The sequence below is a fragment of the Nocardia sp. NPDC051929 genome, assembly GCF_044548645.1.
In the GTDB taxonomy this organism is placed as follows: Bacteria; Actinomycetota; Actinomycetes; order Mycobacteriales; family Mycobacteriaceae; genus Nocardia; species Nocardia sichangensis.
The window spans coordinates 223861-243466 of sequence record NZ_JBIUCG010000003.1 but is presented as its reverse complement, the minus strand read 5'-3'; the positions used below and the strand labels follow the sequence as shown (position 1 = coordinate 243466).

Annotated in this window: 14 protein-coding genes and 4 tRNA genes; 13 read left to right on the top strand and 5 right to left on the bottom strand. The window is 68.9% G+C overall.

Annotation, left to right across the window (positions count from 1 at the left end):
• Positions 1–242 precede the first annotated feature (242 nt).
• A complete protein-coding gene (locus ACIHAX_RS05415) occupies positions 243–1205 on the top strand; it encodes a LysR family transcriptional regulator (RefSeq protein ID WP_397276050.1) in 963 nt (320 codons plus the stop codon).
• Here the strand turns inward: ACIHAX_RS05415 and ACIHAX_RS05410 are convergent.
• Positions 1172–2212 (bottom strand): hypothetical protein, encoded by a 1041-nt coding sequence (locus ACIHAX_RS05410; protein ID WP_397275932.1) that lies wholly within the window; start codon positions 2210–2212, stop codon positions 1172–1174. The two genes, ACIHAX_RS05415 and ACIHAX_RS05410, sit on opposite strands and share 34 nt — an antisense overlap.
• A 547-nt stretch (positions 2213–2759) precedes the next feature.
• Here ACIHAX_RS05410 and ACIHAX_RS05405 point away from each other — a divergent pair.
• Positions 2760–3704, top strand: coding sequence for a hypothetical protein (locus ACIHAX_RS05405; RefSeq protein WP_397275930.1), 945 nt, complete (start codon positions 2760–2762; stop codon positions 3702–3704).
• Here the strand turns inward: ACIHAX_RS05405 and ACIHAX_RS05400 are convergent.
• From ACIHAX_RS05400 to ACIHAX_RS05385, 4 genes are all read right to left on the bottom strand, one after another.
• Complete coding sequence (locus ACIHAX_RS05400) at positions 3670–4899, bottom strand: sigma factor-like helix-turn-helix DNA-binding protein (protein WP_364425948.1); 1230 nt, start codon at positions 4897–4899, stop codon at positions 3670–3672. The genes ACIHAX_RS05405 and ACIHAX_RS05400 overlap by 35 nt on opposite strands.
• 378 nt (positions 4900–5277) lie before the next feature.
• Positions 5278–5352, bottom strand: a tRNA-Val gene (locus ACIHAX_RS05395).
• A 1-nt stretch (position 5353) separates the two neighbouring features.
• Positions 5354–5424, bottom strand: a tRNA-Cys gene (locus ACIHAX_RS05390).
• 43 nt (positions 5425–5467) lie between these two features.
• A tRNA-Gly gene (locus tag ACIHAX_RS05385) sits at positions 5468–5540 on the bottom strand.
• 392 nt (positions 5541–5932) lie between these two features.
• Between ACIHAX_RS05385 and ACIHAX_RS05380 the strand changes: the two genes are divergently transcribed.
• The 11 genes from ACIHAX_RS05380 to ACIHAX_RS05330 all read left to right on the top strand — a co-directional run bounded on the left by ACIHAX_RS05380 (position 5933) and on the right by ACIHAX_RS05330 (position 19242).
• Positions 5933–6004 (top strand) — tRNA-Val (locus tag ACIHAX_RS05380).
• Positions 6005–6543: 539 nt separating this feature from the next.
• Complete coding sequence (locus ACIHAX_RS05375; RefSeq protein ID WP_364425946.1) at positions 6544–8772, top strand: bifunctional SulP family inorganic anion transporter/carbonic anhydrase; 2229 nt, start codon at positions 6544–6546, stop codon at positions 8770–8772.
• A 244-nt stretch (positions 8773–9016) separates the two neighbouring features.
• Positions 9017–11266 carry a bifunctional SulP family inorganic anion transporter/carbonic anhydrase gene (locus tag ACIHAX_RS05370; protein WP_364425944.1) on the top strand — a complete coding sequence of 750 codons (2250 nt, stop codon included), beginning with the start codon at positions 9017–9019 and terminating at the stop codon, positions 11264–11266.
• A 110-nt stretch (positions 11267–11376) separates the two neighbouring features.
• Positions 11377–11802, top strand: a complete 426-nt coding sequence (locus tag ACIHAX_RS05365) for a TIGR02611 family protein (protein WP_355070436.1) — start codon at positions 11377–11379, stop codon at positions 11800–11802.
• A 2-nt stretch (positions 11803–11804) separates the two neighbouring features.
• On the top strand, positions 11805–12419 hold the full coding sequence (locus ACIHAX_RS05360; protein WP_397275924.1) for a (2Fe-2S)-binding protein: 615 nt from the start codon (positions 11805–11807) through the stop codon (positions 12417–12419).
• Between the two features lie 223 nt (positions 12420–12642).
• Positions 12643–14706: a threonine--tRNA ligase gene (thrS, locus tag ACIHAX_RS05355; protein ID WP_355070439.1), complete on the top strand. Its 2064-nt coding sequence runs from the start codon at positions 12643–12645 to the stop codon at positions 14704–14706.
• A complete protein-coding gene (locus ACIHAX_RS05350) occupies positions 14703–15302 on the top strand; it encodes an HIT domain-containing protein (protein ID WP_355070441.1) in 600 nt (199 codons plus the stop codon). Before thrS ends, ACIHAX_RS05350 begins: the two co-directional genes overlap by 4 nt.
• A gap of 23 nt (positions 15303–15325) precedes the next feature.
• The gene (gene pgsA / locus ACIHAX_RS05345; protein WP_356961617.1) at positions 15326–16021 is read left to right on the top strand and encodes a phosphatidylinositol phosphate synthase; all 696 of its coding nucleotides are present in this window, start codon (positions 15326–15328) and stop codon (positions 16019–16021) included.
• 88 nt (positions 16022–16109) lie between these two features.
• Positions 16110–17078, top strand: coding sequence for a phosphatidylinositol mannoside acyltransferase (locus ACIHAX_RS05340; RefSeq protein WP_364425938.1), 969 nt, complete (start codon positions 16110–16112; stop codon positions 17076–17078).
• On the top strand, positions 17075–18199 hold the full coding sequence (locus ACIHAX_RS05335; RefSeq protein WP_364425936.1) for a glycosyltransferase family 4 protein: 1125 nt from the start codon (positions 17075–17077) through the stop codon (positions 18197–18199). Before ACIHAX_RS05340 ends, ACIHAX_RS05335 begins: the two co-directional genes overlap by 4 nt.
• The gene (locus ACIHAX_RS05330; RefSeq protein WP_355071036.1) at positions 18199–19242 is read left to right on the top strand and encodes an NUDIX domain-containing protein; all 1044 of its coding nucleotides are present in this window, start codon (positions 18199–18201) and stop codon (positions 19240–19242) included. The genes ACIHAX_RS05335 and ACIHAX_RS05330 overlap by 1 nt, the downstream gene beginning before the upstream one ends.
• Positions 19243–19606 lie beyond the last annotated feature (364 nt).

The window sequence follows — 19606 nt, the reverse complement described above, 5'->3', positions numbered from 1 at the left end:
CGGCGCGTCGATGAGGACTGTCGCGCCGCCGCCCAGCTGGCCTGTGCGGGGCGTATCCCCAGCTCACCGGCCAGCCGGATGCTCGCAACGGTGCCGTGCCCGTGGCGGCGGCCCGCTCGAGCACGGACGGTTCCGCCTCCGACTGTCCGGTGGAACCGCTCGGTTCGGACTCGCCGCGAGTTATCGCGCGCGCAATACCGGGGGCCGCTGTTTGCGTTGGCGATAATCCAAGGGTGGAAGCGCTGGACATGAATCTCCTCGTGGCCCTCGACGCACTGCTGGACACCAACAGCGTCACCTTGGCCGCGGAGCGCCTACACACCTCGCCGCCCGCGATGAGCCGGACGCTGGCCAGATTGCGCGACGTACTGGGCGACCCGCTGCTCGTGCGTGCCGGTCGCAACCTGGTGCCGACGCCGCGCGCACTGGAATTGCGATACGAGGTCAGCACGCTGGTCGAGCAGGGACGCGCACTGCTGACGCCGCGCGACGACCTCGACCCGGCCGCGCTGCGCCGGACGTTCGCGATACAGGCGGGCGACATGGTGCTCACCGAACTGGCCGGGCCCCTGCTGTCCGCGGTGCGCGCCCAAGCGCCGGGCGTGACGCTGCGCTTCCTGCCCGACATCGCCGAGGGCACCGGGGCGTTGCGGGATGGACGCGTCGACCTGGAGGTCGGCGTGATCGACCACACCGACCCGGAGACCACTGTGCGCAGAGTGCTCACCGACCGGGTGATCGGAGTCGCCGCCACCGACCATCCGCTGGTCACCGATCGCGTCACCGTCGCCGCGTACGCCGCCGCGCCGCACCTGAGCATTTCGCGCACCGGCCGTTCGCACGGCCCGATCGACGACCGCCTCGCCCTGCACGGCCGCACCCGGCGGGTGGTGGCCACCGTGCCCACGCTGACCAGCGCGCTGTTCGCGGTGCGCGGCAGCGACCTGGTCTGCCCCGCACCCGCCTTGCTGAGCGCCGCTACCCTACCCGCGATCGGATTGAGCACGTTCGAGATACCCCTGCCGTTGCCCGAAGTCGCCATCGGGATGGCCTGGCATCCGCGCAACACCGCCGACGGGGGGCATCGCTGGCTGCGCGATCTCGTCCAGCAGATCCTGTTGCGTTCGTTCGCGGCGGCGCCTCCGCCGAAGCGGCGGCGCGTCAAGGCCCTTCAGGACATCGGGGGCGGGCTGGATAGCCGGTAGTCGGCCGGTCGGCGCTGCGCGTCGGTGCGGTCGGACTGATAGCCATTCGTCGTCGACTCGCCCGGCGCCGGCCCGAAGAGGTCGGAGCGGCCCAGCGGAGCCGCCGCCGTGCGCTTGAGTTCGTCCAGCATGGCTTGCAGCTTGTCCACGTGCGTGTTCTCGACCGGGGTGCGGTCGTCGTCGCCGGCGCGGTGCGCTCCGGTGAGTCCCGGGGTGCCGGGGGCTGTGCCGTTCTCCGCGCCGTTGTGCGTCGTGCTCGGGGCGGACGCGACGATGCTTTCGTACGCGGCGTTCTCACCGGGGGAGTACGAGGTGGCGGGTTCGCGCGAGGCGATGAACGCCTCCTGCTGTCCCGTGCTCGGGTCGCGCGGTGTCGGCGCGGTGAAAGGCGATACGGGCTCCCGTTGGACCGGAGTGGTGAAAGCCGGCTCACGGGACGGCGGGGCGGTGAAGCTCGCCGCCGGGTCGCGGGGCGTGGTGAAGTTCTGCCCGGACGTGGCGTTCGTATCGAGCACGGTCGGCGTGGGCTCGCGCGGCGGTGTGAAACTCGTCTGCGCAGTAGAACTCGGTTCGACCGCCGCGTGCACCGGCTCTCGCTGCGTGCGCTGCGGGCGCACACCGTTCGTGGCACCGGCCGGCTCGCGGGAATCGCTCTTCTGCGCAGTGGCTTCGGCGCCGCCGTGCTGCGGTCCGCGCGCGTTCGATCGTCCCGCGGCTGCCCGGGGTAGCGGGCGTTGCGCAGTTCGCTGGTCCTCCTGCGCTGGGTCGTCACCGGATTCCAGGCGCTCCACCCTGGCATCGAGACTCGAGATGTCCTGTCCGGCACGGAAAGCCCACGCCTCGAGCTCGGCCAACCGCCCCTCGACGGTCGGTTCGCTCACCACGGTCTGCGCACCGTCGATCCGGGCCGCCACCGCGTCGAGCTTCTCGCTGACCTCTCGGAGAGCCGACGCGATACTCGCCAACATCGCGCCGACCGACTCGCCGGTCTGCTGACCGTGCTCCATCCAGTACCCACTTCCCCGTATCGGCCCAGCTCGCACTCGGCCGGACGATTCTATCCGCCCAGTTGGACATCCGCGGCTCGCGAAAGATCGGCGGTGCACCGCCGAATCAAGACCTGATCGAAGCAGCCTAGGCCCCCGGAATCAGCCCCCTGCAGGCGGATTACGCGGCGACCCGGTTTGTCCGGAAACGGGCCGACGCATCTGATCGGTCATTATCCGCCCGAAGCGCGTCCTGCGCGAGTTCACGCCCAGGGGTGGATGCGCGAAGGCCGTGCCGGTTGCCGCGGGGCCAGGTTGCGAGCGGCCGGGCGCGTCGTGGGATGGCGGCAACTGTCAATTCAGCGTTCCCGCAGTGGCCGATGCCGTCCCGTGGCATGATGAAAGCCCTTGTGCCGCAGAGTACAACGCAGATCTCGTCGGCAGGCCACGTGTGTGGCACACCCGAGCGCGGGGTGAGCGGGGCTGGCGAGGTAGCCGAGTCTGACGCACTCTTGATCTATGGCGTAGGTCGCCGGGCCTGCGGTGGTTTGTGCAGGGGAGTGGTCGCGTGAGAACGAAGCAGCGGGCGGAGATCGCCTGCGGGCGCCGAGCGATGCTCGCCGAGTTGGGTATCGGAGAGGCCTCCGGCCGTATCCGTGGATCGAAGACCGGTTACGCCTGCGGGTGCCCGGAATGTGCCGCCGCCCAGTGGGATATGCGGCGGCTCAAATACTGGTTGTGCGGCAGGCTGCTCGCCTACGGAGCCGACGAGGCCGAAGTGGATCAGCGCGTCGGGACCTTGCCGGTGGACGTGTACTGGCGCAAGGGCGACCGGATATACGCGATCGAGGTGCGTAGCGGTCCGCTGGAGCGTGGACTGGCTCAGGAGCACACCGAACGGCTGCGCGCCGAGGGTTGTACGGACGTGTTGTGGCTGTGCCCACCCGGCTACTGGGTGCCGTACCTGCACGCCCTGGGCATCGCGGACTTCGCGCCCGCCGCCTGTGATTATCGCGCGGTCACCGGCGTGCTCGACACCGAGCACGCGATGGCGGCGCCGCGGCGTGAGCCGGTCGAGCTGCGCGAGTTCATCGCGGGCTGGGTGAGCGGCGAGTATGTCTGGGGCCATCGGGACGAGAGGACAGGAGGCTGGGCGACCGTGACCGACTGGGAGTACCACACGAAGACGCAGGCCACGGTCATCGCCCGGCAGCGCCAGGAGCTGGTCAACCAGCGCACGTCGCTGGCGGTGGCCCGGAAAGCCTTGCGCGACAAGCAGAAACATCTGCTGAAGATGACCACGCGACTGGAGCGCGCGGAGCAGGCCGCGCAGGAACGGGCCGACGCGCTCGCCGCCGCGCAGCGCACGATCGCCGATCACGACCGGCTCGACAAGGCCCTGCGCAACACGATCGCCAAGCTCGAGGTGACCATCGGCCGCTGGCAGCTGATCACCATCTGCGCGATGCTGCTGATCGTCACTTTCCTGGCGGGGGCGATGGTGGTGCGCTGAGCCGGAACGGCGCCCGGTCCCACCGCCATTCGTGGCGCAGCACCAGCGCGAGGAAGTCCAGCAGTTCCAGGCCGGTCTTCGCGCGCACCTCGCGGAGCGCGGCCCAGTGCACGGGGCCGCGCTCGACGAGGTCGCGCAGCATCCGTTCACCCGCGGCGTCGACAGGGCGGGCGCGCAGATCCGGGACGCCGACGCGGCTGCCGGTCCAGACCAGCCAGCCCCAGCCGTTGGCGTGCGCGTATGCCCGAGCGGCGGCGGATTTCGCGACGTTCACGTGGAAGCCGACATGGCCCAGCGGCGTGACGTCGATCAGTACGGTGCGGCCGTCGGTGAGCCGCGCGACGATGCTCGGATAGTGCACCCGCTCCGCGCCGTCGAGTTCGTAGACGACCGCCGCGGGCTGCTCCAGGAAGGTCTCGACGAGATCGCCGGCGTTGAGGATCCGCAGCAGCCTGGCCTCGAGACCGGAGTCGAACGGCACGTCGCGACCGACCTTGTCCAGATAGAAGCGCCCCCGGCCGTCGTCGTCGCTGTCCACAGTGCGCGCGGACGAGGTCGGGATCGCGGCCGCGGCGCCTGCGTGGGGCCAGTCGACCTGCCCCAACCAGGTATTCAGCTGACTCGTGGCGCGCGGCTCGGCGTCGTGTAGTTTGGCCAGGCGCCGGTTGGTCTTCTTCTGCCACGCCGCGATGCGCTGGGTGACGAATCCGGCGATTCGCTTGGCGTCCTCGGCGGCGTGCCCGGCCAGCCGGAGTTTGAGATACGACAGCTCGGTCGCGGCGATATCGGTGTCGGTCGCGTACGTCTCCACCAGCAGCGCGCGTGTGAGCTGCCGGTCCATGGCGTCGAGGGGGTAGCGCGCGGACAGGACCGCGGCGGCCCGATGTCCGGAAAGCTGTGCCATCCGGATCATCTGCCCGACCGCTTTGGTGTGCAGTTGCCGCACCCGGTCGCGGGAAAGGTCGTAACGAGCGCCGATCCGGGCGAGTGTCTCGGGCTTCTCGCCACCGACTCCCAGCCGAGCCGTCAGCAGGTCGCCGTCCTTGGCCTTCTGGTCGGCGCGCAGCGCGATCAGCTCCCCGAGCACCTCGTTGACCTCTTCGAGTTCGAACGAGATGTCGTCGCGCAGGTCGAGTGACTCGGGATCGTCGTCATCCGGCGCCGCGCCTTGCGCGACCTCCGCGCTGATCGTCACGCGACAACCCCCTGACTCGGCTCCGGCACTGTGCGCCACAGCGTATCCCTACCCACCGACACGCGGCCCCATCCTGGTCGCCGGCGACAGCAGTCGTTCCCTGGCAGTCGGCGCGCTCGGTCAGGTGCGGCGCACACGCGGCGAACCGAGCGGCTCTCGTAGCTCCTGGACCGGGGCTGATCGGAGATCGCATCAGAACTCCCAACTCGACTACTCGTGATCAGGGAGAACGCTGCCAGTAGGTACCGGACTGCTACGGGTAGCCGACTACGTGTTCTCGAGCCGGACCGCGACGAATGGCCAGTGGAAACTCGATCCGCGTGCGGGGCACAAACAAAATCAGACCCGGTGAAAACCGGGTCTGACCTCGTGAGACGGTGGTGCGCGATACTGGGATTGAACCAGTGACCTCTTCCGTGTCAGGGAAGCGCTCTCCCGCTGAGCTAATCGCGCGAGGTGGAGACGGGAATCGAACCCGTGTGCACGGCTTTGCAGGCCGTTGCCTCACCACTCGGCCACTCCACCGCGCAAAGGGGGACGGCGTAATGTTGCCTGGCCCTACCTCTCGAGCGGATGACGGGATTCGAACCCGCGACCCTCACCTTGGCAAGGTGATGCGCTACCAGCTGCGCTACATCCGCATTCTGCCTCCCCGGGGCTCGTTTCCGGCCTCCGTGGTGCGAGACAGAACATTAGCGGACGCTCGGTGAAAGGTACAAATCCGCTGGTAGAACGGCGGAAATCTGGAAAGTGGGCGCTGTGACGCCGGTGGCTCATGTGGTGGATGGGGGAGTCGAGGCGCTCGGTGGTCCTCTCGATGGTCGAGCCGCACCGAATCTGCGACCGCAGCCGGCGTGGTCGCGACCCCGCTTGTCCGCCACCTAGAGTTCGCGCAAGATCGAGAGGAACTGCTCGCGAGTGGTGGCTCCGCGCCGAACCATCCCTGTCCGGACGGCGATTTGGTGAACCACCGGTGGCGCGTGCTAATGTTTCGTCTCGTCCGGAGGGCGCCACGCGCCGCCGGAACCCGTCAGGTCTCATAGCTCAGCGGGAGAGCGTCCGCCTCACACGCGGAAGGTCGCTGGTTCGATCCCAGCTGGGACCACTCGATTCCCCTCGACAGATTGCCAGGTCGGGGGGATTTTGCGTATCCGATCGTTAGAACCTCGTCGACTGCCTCGGCCCGCGTACCGCGGCAAGTGGGAGACGCTCTTCGTGAGCCTCAGGCGGAACGTCCGGGTGGGCGAAGTATCGCGCGCTCCACTGGGCTGGTGGCGTGGGCGTTCTCGTTCGCACCGGAGTCACGATCGAGGGATTCGTCTTCGACGTCGTTCGCCGGTGAGCGGGCTGTCTCTTGGCCATCCGTCCAGTTGAGCGTCCTGTCGCTGCGAAGCTCCCCGAATCGGCAGCCGTCGACGTTCTTTGTTGCGCTGTGACCTGAGTCACATTATGGTAGCGGTTGCCTTTCTGGGAACCGGGAACCTTTCCACACCCTTTGCGAACTCTTTACTATCGTTTCGATCACTGTGTCACGGGGTCGCCTCCACCGACGGAGGAACGGCCCGAGCTTCGCCCGCCGCTCGCTTTCGATGCCAAGAACATGTTTGACCGATGAACCGGGGCCATCCCGGCGAAGGAGAAAATATGTCCACCGACACCGATTCCGCACCACGGACGTCGCCGCGCGCACACCTCGCCGGTCGCCTGACCAGCGTCGGCCGTGCCGATCTACCTGCCTCGATCGTGGTTTTCCTGGTCGCGCTTCCCCTTTCGCTCGGTGTGGCGGTGGCCTCCGGCGCTCCGGTGGCGGCAGGACTCATCGCAGCCGTTGTCGGCGGTGTGGTGGCCGGATTGCTGGGTGGTTCCGCGATCCAGGTGAGCGGGCCCACCGCGAGCCTCACCGTTGTCGTCGCCGAGAGTGTGCACCAATTCGGCTGGGCGGCAACGTGCTTCATCACCGTCGGAGCGGGTGTGCTGCAGATCCTGTTCGGGCTGAGCCGGGTCGCGCGCGCCGCGCTGGCCATCGCCCCGGTGGTCGTGCACGGCATGCTGGCGGGCATCGGCGTGGTGATCGCGCTGCAACAGGTGCACGTGCTGCTCGGGGGCAGCTCGCTGAGTTCGTCGTTCGCCGCGCTGGTGGGGTTACCGCGGCAGCTTTTGTCGGTGCGCACCGGCGACCTGTGCGTGGGCCTGGTCGTCATCGGCATCCTGGTCGCTTGGCGCTTCGCGCCACGGCGGGTGCGCGTGCTCCCCGCACCGCTCGTCGCCGTGGTCACCGCCACGCTGCTGGCGCTCGTCCTGCCCACGCGGGTCGAGCACCTCGTGCTGAACGAGTCGTTGCTGGAGTCCCTGGGCCTGCCCGCCATCCCCTCCGGAGGCCCGGCGGCCGTCGCCTCGACCGTGATCACGATCGCGCTCATCGCCAGCGTCGAAAGCCTGCTGTCGGCGGTCGCGGTGGACAAGATGCGGCCTGGTCACCGCACCGATTTCGACCGGGAGCTGATCGGGCAGGGATCGGCCAACGTCGTCTCCGGCCTGCTCGGCGGCCTGCCGATCGCGGCCGTCATCGTGCGCAGCATCACCAACGCGAACGCAGGCGCTCGCAGCAGGGCGGCGACCGTGCTGCACGGAGTCTGGATCCTGCTGTTCGCGGTGGTCCTGGCCGGCCTCGTGCGGCAGATCCCGACCGCCGCGCTGGCCGGACTGCTCATCTTCGTCGGCACGCAGCTGATCAAGCTGGCGCACATCCGGCTGGCCAGGCGGGCCGGTGAAATGTACGTCTACCTGGCGACGGTGCTGGGTGTGGTGTTCCTGAATCTCTTGCAGGGCATGCTGATCGGTCTCGTGCTCGCGTTCGCGCTGCTGCTGTGGCGGGTGGTGCGCGTGCTGATCGTCGCGGCTCCCGTACCCGGCTCGCGCCGGTGGGTGGTCGCTATCGACGGCACGTGCACCTTCCTGGCCTTGCCGAAGCTCACCGCGGAACTGGCGAAGGTCCCGGCCGACGCCGAGGTGACCGTCGAGATGGCCGTCGACTTCCTGGACCACGCTACGCACGAGTTCCTCACCGAATGGGCTCGCGAGCGCGAAACGCACGGTAGTGCAGTGGAATTCGTCGAACTCGGCGGCGAAAGGATGGCAACCGCCTTGGCCGGACCGCCCGAGCGCGGGCACTTCAGGCAGGTTGTCGACCAGGTCATCGGACCGTGGCGGCGCACGGGCGACCGGGAGGACCGCATCGCGGCGGGCATCGCCGCCTACCACCGCGGCCACGCCCACCTGCTGCGCCCGCACCTGGACAAGTTGCGTCATCGGCACGACGCCGACTCGTTCTTCCTCACCTGTGCGGACGCCAGAATCGTGCCGAACGTCATCACCAACAGCGGCCCTGGCGACCTGTTCACCGTGCGCAACGTAGGCAATCTGGTGCCTACGCGCGGTGGGGACGTCTCGGTGGAGGCGGCGCTGATCTACGCGTTGGAGCGGCTGGACGTGCGCGCGGTCGTGGTCTGCGGCCACTCCGGCTGCGGTGCCATGGAGGCGCTGCATCGCGAGGTGCGGGCCGGGGCGGGGCTCGGCGACTGGCTGGCGCACGCCCGGCCGAGCCTGGAGCGCTACCGGCTGGGGCATCCGGTCGCCGCCGCGGCGGCCGTCGCGGGATTCGGCCCGGTGGATCAGCTGGGCATGGTGAACGTCGCCGTGCAGCTGGAGACGCTGCACGCGCACCCGGTCGTGCGCCGGGGGATCGAGGAGCGGGGCGTGGCGGTGTCGGGATTGTTCTTCGACCTCGCCACGGCCCGGGTGATCGAGGTCATGGCCGACGGCATCGCGGAGTTCGGCGACGAGCGGCGCGGTATCGCGGCGGAACCCGTCTGACCAGGCATTGTGCGGTGGATCATGCTGATGGACGACGACCGGATAGTGGGGAATCGCACACAATCGGCGAACTTCTCAGGCTTTGCTAAGTCTTTACCAATAGACTTGCACTCGTTTACATCTCGACTCATCGCTGTGTCGGGACTGCTTCACCGCGAGATGCCGGTTCGCGGTCTTGTGCCCTGCTGGACATGTTGATCGTCAACCGACCTCGGCGAAACAGCCGAGTCGGCGAAGGAGAGTCATGGCTATCGATCACGATTTGGCCCCGCCACCGTCGAAGCCCGCACCGGCGGGTTCGAGCCGCAGTTCCGGACCGCTGTCCGATCGCTTCACCGAAATCCTGCGCCACGATGTGCCCGCATCGATCGTTGTTTTCCTTGTCGCGCTGCCGCTTTCGCTCGGCATCGCGATCGCCTCCGGAGCCCCCGTCGCCGCCGGGCTCATCGCCGCCGTGATCGGCGGTGTCGTCGCCGCAAGCCTCGGTGGTTCGGTCCTGCAGGTGAGCGGCCCCGCCGCGGGCCTCACCGTCGTGGTCGCCGAGACGATCAATCAATTCGGTTGGCGCACAACGTGTTTCATCGTCTTCGCCGCCGGTGTGCTGCAAATTCTGCTCGGCCTGAGCCGCGTGGCCAGGGCGGCGCTCGCCGTGGCGCCCGTGGTGGTGCACGCGATGCTCGCCGGTATCGGCATCACCATCGCGCTGCAGCAGATCCATGTGCTGCTCGGCGGTTCCTCGCACAGCTCGGCCTGGCGGAACATCGTCGAGCTGCCCGGGCAGTTGCTGTCCGCGCACGGGGGTGGCGCGCTGATCGGCGTGGTCGTGATCGCGATCATGCTCGGCTGGAAGTACCTGCCCGCCAGGGTCCGCGTCGTGCCGGGTCCGCTGGTCGCGGTGCTCGTGGGTACGGCGCTGTCGCTGGCGCTTCCGCTCGACGCGGTGCGCATCGTGCTGAACGGCTCGCTGTTCGACGCCATCGGCCTGCCCGCGCTGCCTCGCGGCGACTGGTCGGGTCTGGCGCTGGCAGTCGTCACCATCGCGTTGATCGCCAGCGTGGAGAGCCTGCTGTCCGCAGTGGCCGTGGACAAGATGCACTCGCGCAAGCGCACCGACTTCGACCGGGAACTGATCGGCCAGGGCTCGGCGAACGTGCTGTCCGGTCTGCTCGGCGGCCTGCCGGTCACCGGCGTGATCGTGCGTAGCGCCACCAACGTGCAGGCGGGCGCGCACAGCCGCGCCTCCGCGATCCTGCACGGGGTCTGGGTGCTGGTGTTCTCGGTGGCCCTGGTCTCCGTGGTGGAGCAGATCCCGAAGGCCGCGCTGGCCGGTCTGCTCATCGTGATCGGCATCCAACTGGTGAAGCTGGCCCACATCAAACTGGCGCGGCGCACCGGCGACCTGCTGGTCTACGCCGTGACGGTGCTCGGCGTGGTGTTCGCGAACCTGCTCGAGGGCGTGCTGATCGGTCTGGGCCTGGCCTTCGGCCTGCTGCTGTGGCGGGTGGTGCGCGTGGCGATCGAGGCCCGACAGGTACCCGGCACGCAGCGCTGGCTGGTCACCATCGACGGATCGGCCACCTTCCTCGCGCTGCCGAAGCTGTCGGCGCAATTCGCGAAGATTCCTCCGGGAGCCGACGTCACGGTGGAGATGACCGTCGACTTCCTCGATCACGCGGCGTTCGAGGCCATCGAGGAATTCGCCCGCCAGCAGGTGAACAACGGCGGCAACGTCGATTTCGTGGAGATCGGCGGCGCCAGGATGGCCCACGCCGCGGCGCAGCCGCCCGCGCGCAGCTTCGCCCGCTCGGTCTGGGACGACATCCTCGGCCCTTGGCGGCGCGACGAGCGGCACGAGAATCCGGTCGCGGCGGGTGTGGCGGCCTTCCACCGCAGCCACGCGCACGTCGTCCGGCCGCATCTGGACGAGTTGCGCGACACGCAGGACCCGGATTCGTTCTTCCTGACCTGCTCGGACTCGCGGATCGTGCCGAACATCATCACCAACAGCGGGCCGGGCGATCTGTTCACGGTGCGCAACGTGGGCAACCTGGCGCCCGCCGAGGGTGACGCGTCGGTGGAGGCCGCGCTGGTGTTCGCGCTCGAGCAGCTGAACGTCCGCTCGATCGTGGTCTGCGGGCATTCCTCGTGCGGTGCGATGAAGGCGTTGCACGCCGGGGCCCAGGTCCCCGGCGTGGACGCCTGGCTCGCCCATGCGCGCCCGAGCCTGGAGCGGTTCCACGCGGGCCACCCGGTGGCGAGTGCCGCGCGGGAGGCCGGTTTCGGCGAGGTCGATCAGCTGGCCATGGTGAACGTCGCGGTGCAGCTCGAGTTGCTGCACCGGCACCCAGCGGTGCGCAAGGCGGTCGCCGAGCGCGGCGTCAAGGTGTCGGGCCTGTTCTTCGACATCGCCAGTGCCCGGGTGGTCGAGGTGACCGAGAACGGGATCGCGCACATCGATGACGCGGGCCATCAGCCCGCTCCCCAACTCGTCTGATCGGACGGGGATGGGTGATCCCGCCCGGGCGGCCTGCTCGGGCGGGGTCACCGTTGTCCGGGCGAGTGGGATCGCGATTCGCTGTGCCGGACCCTCGTACCCTGGGAAACGTGACGGCAGACCTCGAAACGAGCTCGGACGATCGGCCGACCCGCTGGCGCGCCTTCCGCGCCGGCCTCGAACGACGACCTACGCTGTACCTCGGCTACCGGATCGTGGTCGCGGTGGTCGGTGTAGCCGTGCTCGCGGCCGGTGTGCTCGCGATTCCCTATCCCGGTCCCGGCTGGGCGATCGTGTTCGCCGGGCTGGGCATCCTCGCCACCGAATTCGCTTGGGCGCACCGGGTCTTGACCTGGCTGCGGGACCGGTATCGGCAGTTGATGGACTGGTACTCCCGGCAAGGTCTGGCCGTGCAGGTGGCCGGTGCGGTCGGCACCGCCGCGCTGGTCGTGGCGACGCTGTGGGTGTTGGGAACCTTCGGGCTTGTGGGTAGTTGGATCGGAGTCGAATGGGAATGGCTGCGCAGCCCCCTGTAACGGTGACCACCGTTCCGGGGCGCATGCTCACCCAACCGGAATGGCTGGCCGCGCGTATCGCGGAGATGGGCCATTCCTGGGGGACCACGTCGCTGCGTATCGCGGGCACGCTGTGGTGGTGCATGGCCGCGTCCGCGCTGGTGGAGCAGGTCGCGCGGGCGTACGCGCACGACGCGGACGCCCCCGAGGCCGCGCTGGACCGGCTGGAATGCGAAGTGCGCCCCGACGGCGGCATCGAACGGGTGCGCATCCCGGTGGACGGCGCCCGGGCTTCCGGTAGCGCATCGGCGCTGCGCGAGACGCTGGCGACCGTCATCCCGCCGGTCGCCCGGGTGTCGAGCGCAGGCGTCCCCGCGTTGTGGGCGATCGTGGCCGACGCGATCGGCAATCGGGCACTGGATGCCGGGTCGCCGGACGCGGGCGCGCGGCTGGCCGCGGAGGTCGGCGGCAAACTTCCGGTTCCGCGTTTCGTCGAGATCGGCGGACGCACCTTCGTGCGGCGCATCTCCTGCTGCCTGGTGTTCGAGGTCCCCGGCTGCGAGATGTGCACCAGCTGCCCGAAACGTTCTGCCGCCGAACGCATCGCACTGCTCGCGGACCTGGCCGCCGAGGGCTGACCATCCGGCGCGCGACAACTCGACGGGAACGCCAGGAACTCCGGCGTCACCCGGAGAGAGACCCGAACGCAAATCTCGCGCCACCCGACCGCTACGGCCCAAAACCCGGAGGGGCGGGCCGAAGCGGCGGGACAGTAGCATGGTCGCGCCGGACGAACTTGCGATCGGCCACCATCCAGCGGGACCCCGCCCGCGCACGAGAAACGCCAAGGAGAGCGCAGCCGTGACCACCTCAGCCGCCATCAGCCCAGTCGCCCTCGTCCGGGTGCCGGCCGGGACGACGGCGGGCGCCGCGGTGCGCGAGGCCGGACTGTCCACCAAGGGGCCGGAGACCGTCGTCGTCGTCCGGCTGGACGGCGAACTCAAGGATCTGTCCTGGACCCCGGACGAGGACGTCGACGTGGAGCCGGTCGCGGCGAACACCCCCGACGGCCGCAACGTCATCCGGCACTCCGCCGCGCATGTGCTCGCCCAAGCGGTGCAGCAGGAATTCCCCGAGGCCAAGCTGGGCATCGGTCCCTACATCAAGGACGGGTTCTACTACGACTTCCGGGTCGAGCGGCCGTTCACCCCGGAGGATCTGGCCAAGCTGGAATCCCGGATGAAGAAGATCGTCAAGGGCGCGCAGCGTTTCTCCCGCCGGGTGGTCGAGGTCGACGAGGCCAGGGTCGAGCTGGCCGGTGAGCCGTTCAAACTGGAGCTGATCAGCGACAAGTCCGGGATCGATGATCCAGAGGTCATGGAGGTCGGCGGCAAAGAGCTGACCATCTACGACAATCTGGATCCGCGCACCGGCGAGAAGATCTGGGGCGATCTGTGCCGCGGCCCGCACATCCCGACCACCAAGTTCATCCCGGCCTTCAAACTGACCCGCAGCTCGGCCGCCTACTGGCGCGGTGACCAGAGCCGGGAGGACCTGCAGCGCGTCTACGGCACCGCGTGGGAGTCCCAGGAGGCGCTCGACGAGCACCTGCACCTGCTCGCCGAGGCGGAGCGCCGCGATCACCGCAAGCTCGGCCTGGAACTGGACCTGTTCAGCTTCCCCGACGAGCTCGGTTCCGGTCTCCCGGTGTTCCACCCCAAGGGCGGCATCATCCGCAAGGAACTGGAGGAGTACTCGCGCCGCAGGCACGTCGCGGCGGGCTACGAGTTCGTCAACACCCCGCACATCACCAAGGGCCACCTGTTCGAGGTCTCCGGCCACCTGGACTGGTACCGCGACGGCATGTTCCCCGCGATGCACCTGGACGCCGAACTCAACGAGGACGGCACGGTCCGCAAGCCCGGCCAGGACTACTACGTCAAGCCGATGAACTGCCCGATGCACAATCTAATCTTCCGTGCCCGCGGCCGGTCGTATCGGGAGCTGCCGCTGCGGCTGTTCGAGTTCGGCTCGGTCTACCGCTACGAGAAGTCCGGCGTGGTGCACGGCCTGACCCGGGTGCGCGGCATGACTCAGGACGACGCGCACATCTACTGCACCAAAGAGCAGATGCACAGCGAACTGACCGACACGCTGCGGTTCGTGCTGGATCTGCTGAAGGACTACGGCCTCGACGACTTCTACCTCGAGCTGTCCACCAAGGACCCGAAGAAGTTCGTCGGTTCCGACGAGATCTGGGAGGAGGCCACCGAGACCTTGTCCAAGGTCGCCTCGGCCTCCGGTCTCGAGCTGGTACCCGATCCCGGCGGCGCCGCCTTCTACGGTCCGAAGATCTCCGTGCAGGCCAAGGACGCGCTGGGGCGCACCTGGCAGATGTCGACCATCCAACTCGACTTCAACCTGCCCGAGCGCTTCGACCTGGAGTACACCGCGTCGGACGGCACCAAGCAGCGGCCGGTCATGATCCACCGCGCGCTGTTCGGGTCGATCGAGCGCTTCTTCGGTGTGCTCACCGAGCACTACGCGGGCGCGTTCCCGGCCTGGTTGTCTCCGGTGCAGGTCGTCGGCATCCCGGTCGCGGATACCTTTGCCCCGCACCTGGATCGGGTGATCGAACGGTTGCAGGACGAGGGCATCCGGGCACAGGTGGACCGCAGCGACGACCGGATGCAGAAGAAGATCTTCAACAACACCGCCCAGAAGGTGCCGTTCATGCTGCTCGCCGGTGAGCGCGACGTGAACGCGAACGCCGTTAGCTTCCGCTTCCGCGACGGTACCCAGGTCAACGGCGTGCCGGTCGACGACGCGGTGGCCACCATCGTCGCGTGGATCGCTCACCGCGAGAACGCGTCGCCGACGGCCGAGGGTTTCGAAATCCGATCAGCGAACAAGGGTGGGGCATGACCGAGCGGACGGTGCCGGAGGGGCTCGCGGATCTGGACGGGACCGCGACCTCGGCCGAGCCGGGCAGCATCGTGGACACCGGCGCCGGCGAACCGGATCGGCTGCAGCGCCTGTGGACGCCGTATCGCATGTCCTACATCGCGGAGGCGGCCACCGGTCCCAAGGATTCGACCGGCCACCCCTTCACCGACATCCCGAAGATGTCCGACGAGGACGGATTGGTCGTCGCCAGGGGCGAGTTGGTGTACGCCGTGCTCAACCTGTACCCGTACAACCCGGGACACATGATGGTGGTGCCGTACCGCAAGGTGGCGAACCTGGAGGATCTCACCGAGGCGGAGAGCGCCGAGTTGATGGCCTTCACCCAGCAGGCGATCCGGGTGATGAAGAAGGTGTCCCGGCCGCACGGCTTCAACGTGGGGCTGAATCTCGGCGGGGTGGCCGGTGGGTCGCTGGCCGACCACCTGCACCAGCACATCGTCCCGCGCTGGGGTGGCGACGCGAACTTCATCACGGTCATCGGCGGGGCGAAGGTGATGCCGCAACTGCTGCGGGAGACCAGGGCGCTGCTGTCGGCGGCCTGGAAGGAGGCGTAGATGAGCGACCGGGCGGGTCGGCCGTGCTGAGTTTCTTCGGCCGCGAGACGTTCGCCAAGGCGACTGCTCCACTGGGCCGCGCGCTGGTCGGCACCGGACTGACGCCGGACGCGATGACGCTGATCGGCACCACCGCCTCCATCGTCGCCGCGGTCACGCTCTTCCCGACCGGACACCTGTTCTGGGGAACCATGGTGATCTGGTTGTTCGTCATGTTCGACATGCTCGACGGGGCGATGGCGCGGGCACGCGGTGGCGGCACGAAGTACGGCGCGGTGCTGGACGCCACCTGTGACCGGCTGGCCGACGGGGCGATCTTCGGCGGGCTGGCCTGGTGGGCGGTCTTCCACGAGCAGCACAAGCCCTTGTTCGCCGCGACGCTGGTCGTCTTGGTGACCTCGCAGGTGATCTCCTATGCGAAGGCGCGCGCCGAGGCCAGTGGGCTGTCCGCGGACGGCGGCCTCATCGAGCGGCCGGACCGGCTGATCATCGTGCTGGTCGGCGCCGGATTCACCGGCATCGGTGGCTACTGGGGGATCGAATGGCTGACGTACGCCGTGCACGTGGCCATGTGGATCCTCGCCGTGCTCAGCATCGTCACCGTCGTTCAGCGGGTGCTGGCCGTACGCAACTCGCCGGGAGCGCGCACCGTGATCCCGACCGGGCAGTCGCAGCGCCCTGGCGCGGGCACCGCCGACACCTCGGGGCTTCCGACGTGACCTCACCCGATGCCGGGCGCGAACCGATCGACGGTGGCGTCCGGGTATCCGTCACGATGAATTGCGGACCTGCGGCTCGGGGGCTCGGATGACGATCGGGGAACAGCTCGGCGCCGCCGGATACGCGGCGGGCTGGCGACTGGTGCGTGCGCTGCCGGAGACGACGGCACGACGACTGTTCGAGTGGGGCGCCGACCGGGTCGCCCGTCGCGCCAATCGGGAATTCCACGCGGGCGGCGCGCCGAACCAGTTGCGGCGCAATCTGGCGCGCGTGCTCGGCGTGCTTCCCGCCGACGTGCCGGACGAACTGATCGTCGCCAGCATGCGGTCCTACGCGCGGTACTGGCGGGAGGCGTTCCGCCTGCCCACGATGGACCATGCCGCGATCGACTATGACGTCGGCGGGCTGGAGCATCTGGATGCCGCGATTGCGAAGGGCCGAGGCGTGCTCTTGGTGCTGCCGCATTCCGGCAACTGGGACATTGCGGGCGTCTGGCTGGTTCAACACTACGGCGGCCCCACCACCGTGGCCGAGCGGCTGAAGCCGGAGTCGCTGTTCGAGCGGTTCGTCGCTTATCGGGAGAGCCTCGGCTTCGAGGTGATCCCGCTGACCGGCGGTGAGCAGCCGCCGTTCGGTCTGCTGGCGGCCCGACTGCGACAGAACAAGATCGTGTGCCTGCTGGGCGAACGCGACCTCACGGGCAAGGGCGTGCCCGTGCAGTTCTTCGGCGAGCGCACCTGGATGCCGGCGGGTGCGGCGAAACTGGCGATCGAGACCGGCGCGGCATTGCTGCCGGTGCACGCCTGGTTCGAGGTCGACGCCGATGGCCGAGAGGACTGGGGCCTGAAAGTCGAAGCGCCGCTGAATGTTTCCGATGGCGTGGCGGCGGCCACCCAGGCGTTGGCGGAAACTTTCGCGGCGAATATCGCCGAGCACCCCGCGGATTGGCACATGCTGCAACCATTGTGGGAGAGCGATCTCTCGCCGCAGCGGCGTGCCAGGATCGCCACCGCGCAGGCGAGCATCAAAGCCGAACAGGGGGACGTATCGCCATGAAGATCGGCATGGTCTGCCCCTATTCGTTCGACGTCCCCGGCGGGGTGCAGGCGCATGTGGTCGAACTGGCGCGAGTGTTCATCGAACGCGGGCACAAGGTGAGCGTCCTGGCGCCCGCGTCCGAGGGCACCCCGCTGCCGGAGTTCGTGGTGTCGGCGGGGCGCGCCGTGGCCATCCCGTACAACGGGTCGGTGGCGCGGCTGTCGTTCGGGCCCATGGCCTACACCAGGATCCGCCGGTGGATCGAGGGCAACGACTTCGACGTGCTGCACATCCACGAGCCGAACGCGCCGAGCCTGTCCATGCTCGCGCTGAAGATCGCCGAGGGCCCGATCGTGGCGACCTTCCACACCTCTACGACGAAATCGTTGGTGCTGAGCACTTTTCAGGGTGTGCTGCGGCCGTATCACGAGAAGATCTCCGGTCGTATCGCGGTGTCCGAGCTCGCGCGCCGCTGGCAGGTCGAGGCGCTCGGCTCGGACGCGGTGGAGATCCCCAACGGCGTCGACGTCCCTGCGTTCGCGCGCGCGCCGATGTTGCCTGGTTATCCGCGCCCCGGCGGGACGGTGCTGTTCCTGGGGCGCTACGACGAGCCGCGCAAGGGCATGGAGGTCCTGCTCGGCGCGCTGCCCGAGCTGGTGCGCGAACATCCCGACGTCGAGATCCTGATCGTCGGCCGCGGCGACGAGGACCGGTTGCGCCGGGAAGCGGGCGACCTGGCCGGCCACTTGCGTTTCCTCGGCCAGGTGTCCGACGAGGAAAAGGCTTCCGCGATGCGGAGCGCGGACGTGTACGTGGCGCCCAACCTGGGCGGCGAGAGCTTCGGCATCATCCTGATCGAGGCGATGGCGGCGGGCACCGCGGTCGTGGCCAGTGAATTGGACGCCTTCCGCCGGGTACTGCGGGACGGTTCGGCGGGCATGCTGGTCCCGGTCGGCGACTCGGCGGCGCTGGCCACCGCGCTGCATGCCGTACTCACCGATGAGGTGCGCAGGGAGGGGCTCGTGCACACCGCGACCCAGGTCGTCGGCGAGTACGACTGGCCGGTGGTGGCCGAACAGATCCTGCGCGTCTACGAGACGGTGACCGTGGGCGACACGAGAGTGCGGGCCGCCGGATGATCACCTTCTCCGCGACGACCGTTCTCGTCCTCGCGCTGATCGCGGCGGTCGTCGTCGCGATCGGTCTGTGGGCGTACTCCACCGCCAACCGGCTCGACCGGCTGCACGTCCGCTCGGATCAGTCCTGGCAGGCGCTCGACGCGGCGCTGGCCCGCCGGGCGGTGGTGGCCAGGTCGGTCGCCATGGCGATCGCGGGTCCGGTGTCCGATCCGGCTCTGTCGGAGCAGGCCGGACAACTGGCAGCGTTGGCGGACCGGGCCGAGCGCGCCGGTCGCGCCGAGCGCGAGACCGTGGAGAACCGCTTGTCCACCGCGCTGTCGGCGGTCGACATCGGCACGCTGCGCCCGCAACTCGTCGCCGAACTGGCCGACGCCGAGGCCAGGGTGCTGATCGCACGCCGCTTCCACAACGACGCCGTACGCGACACGCTGGCGCTGCGCACGCGCCGCCCGGTCCGCGTCCTGCACCTGGGGGGTACCGCGCCGCTGCCGTCCTACTTCGAGATCACCGAGCGCGCTACCCCGGCCGCGTCCACCGGCCTCGCGGTGGACACCATCCGCACCACCGCGCGGGTGGTGCTGTTCGACGAGAACGACCGGACTCTGCTGATGCGCGGCAACGATCCGAAGACGCCGCAGGTGTCGTTCTGGTTCACCGTCGGCGGCGGCGTGGAGCCGGGGGAGAGCCTGCGCGCGGCGGCGGTACGGGAACTGTACGAGGAGACCGGATATCGCGGGGATCCGGCCGCCCTGCGCGGTCCGATCTGGCGGCGGGTCGCGGTATTCCCCTTCAACGGGGAGCTGATCCGGAGCGAGGAGTTGTTCTTCGCCCTGCGGGTGCGTGGTTTCGACCCGCAACCGGCGAACCTGACCGCGATCGAACGCCGCTCCATCACCGGGCACCGATGGTGCACCGCCGCCGACATCGTCACGCTGGACCGCTCCGGCGAAACCGTCTACCCGTATCACCTGGACGAACTGCTGGCCGAAGCAGCTCAGGCCGCGTCGGGCACCGGCGATCCGGAGGTCCGCTCCATCCGCTGACCGGCCACGGAACACGTGTGATGTGTTTCACGATCGTGATAGCGTCGCGATGATCCAGGGCGCCGGAGGGTACTGCTGTCGGGGACGCATGTGCTTTCGGTGTCGTGGTCCCGCTGACGGCGGGGCTGTTCCTGTTCGGTTGTGGAGGTAGTTGGTTCATGTCGTACCTGCTGTTCGATTTCCTGTTGCCGCTGATCGGTCCCGCAGCCGCGGAGTACTGGGCGCAGTTGCTGGTGGTCGGCCCGCTGTGATCGGGCGCCCGGCGCGAACCGGGCAGGCCAGTGCGGCGCCGGGACGGCACTGCGGCCGAGCCTTCCCGGCGTAAGGCGCCATTACCGAGATCACACCAGGCCAGTGCACTCCA

What these genes read in the sequence shown, in the direction of transcription:
- ACIHAX_RS05370 (WP_364425944.1), top strand. Translation starts at nt 9,017, where the DNA reads ATGGCTATCGATCACGATTTGGCCCCGCCACCGTCGAAGCCCGCACCG.
- ACIHAX_RS05335 (WP_364425936.1), top strand. Translation starts at nt 17,075, where the DNA reads ATGAAGATCGGCATGGTCTGCCCCTATTCGTTCGACGTCCCCGGCGGG.
- ACIHAX_RS05375 (WP_364425946.1), top strand. Translation starts at nt 6,544, where the DNA reads ATGTCCACCGACACCGATTCCGCACCACGGACGTCGCCGCGCGCACAC.
- ACIHAX_RS05350 (WP_355070441.1), top strand. Translation starts at nt 14,703, where the DNA reads ATGACCGAGCGGACGGTGCCGGAGGGGCTCGCGGATCTGGACGGGACC.
- ACIHAX_RS05410 (WP_397275932.1), bottom strand. Translation starts at nt 2,212, where the DNA reads ATGGAGCACGGTCAGCAGACCGGCGAGTCGGTCGGCGCGATGTTGGCG.
- ACIHAX_RS05340 (WP_364425938.1), top strand. Translation starts at nt 16,110, where the DNA reads ATGACGATCGGGGAACAGCTCGGCGCCGCCGGATACGCGGCGGGCTGG.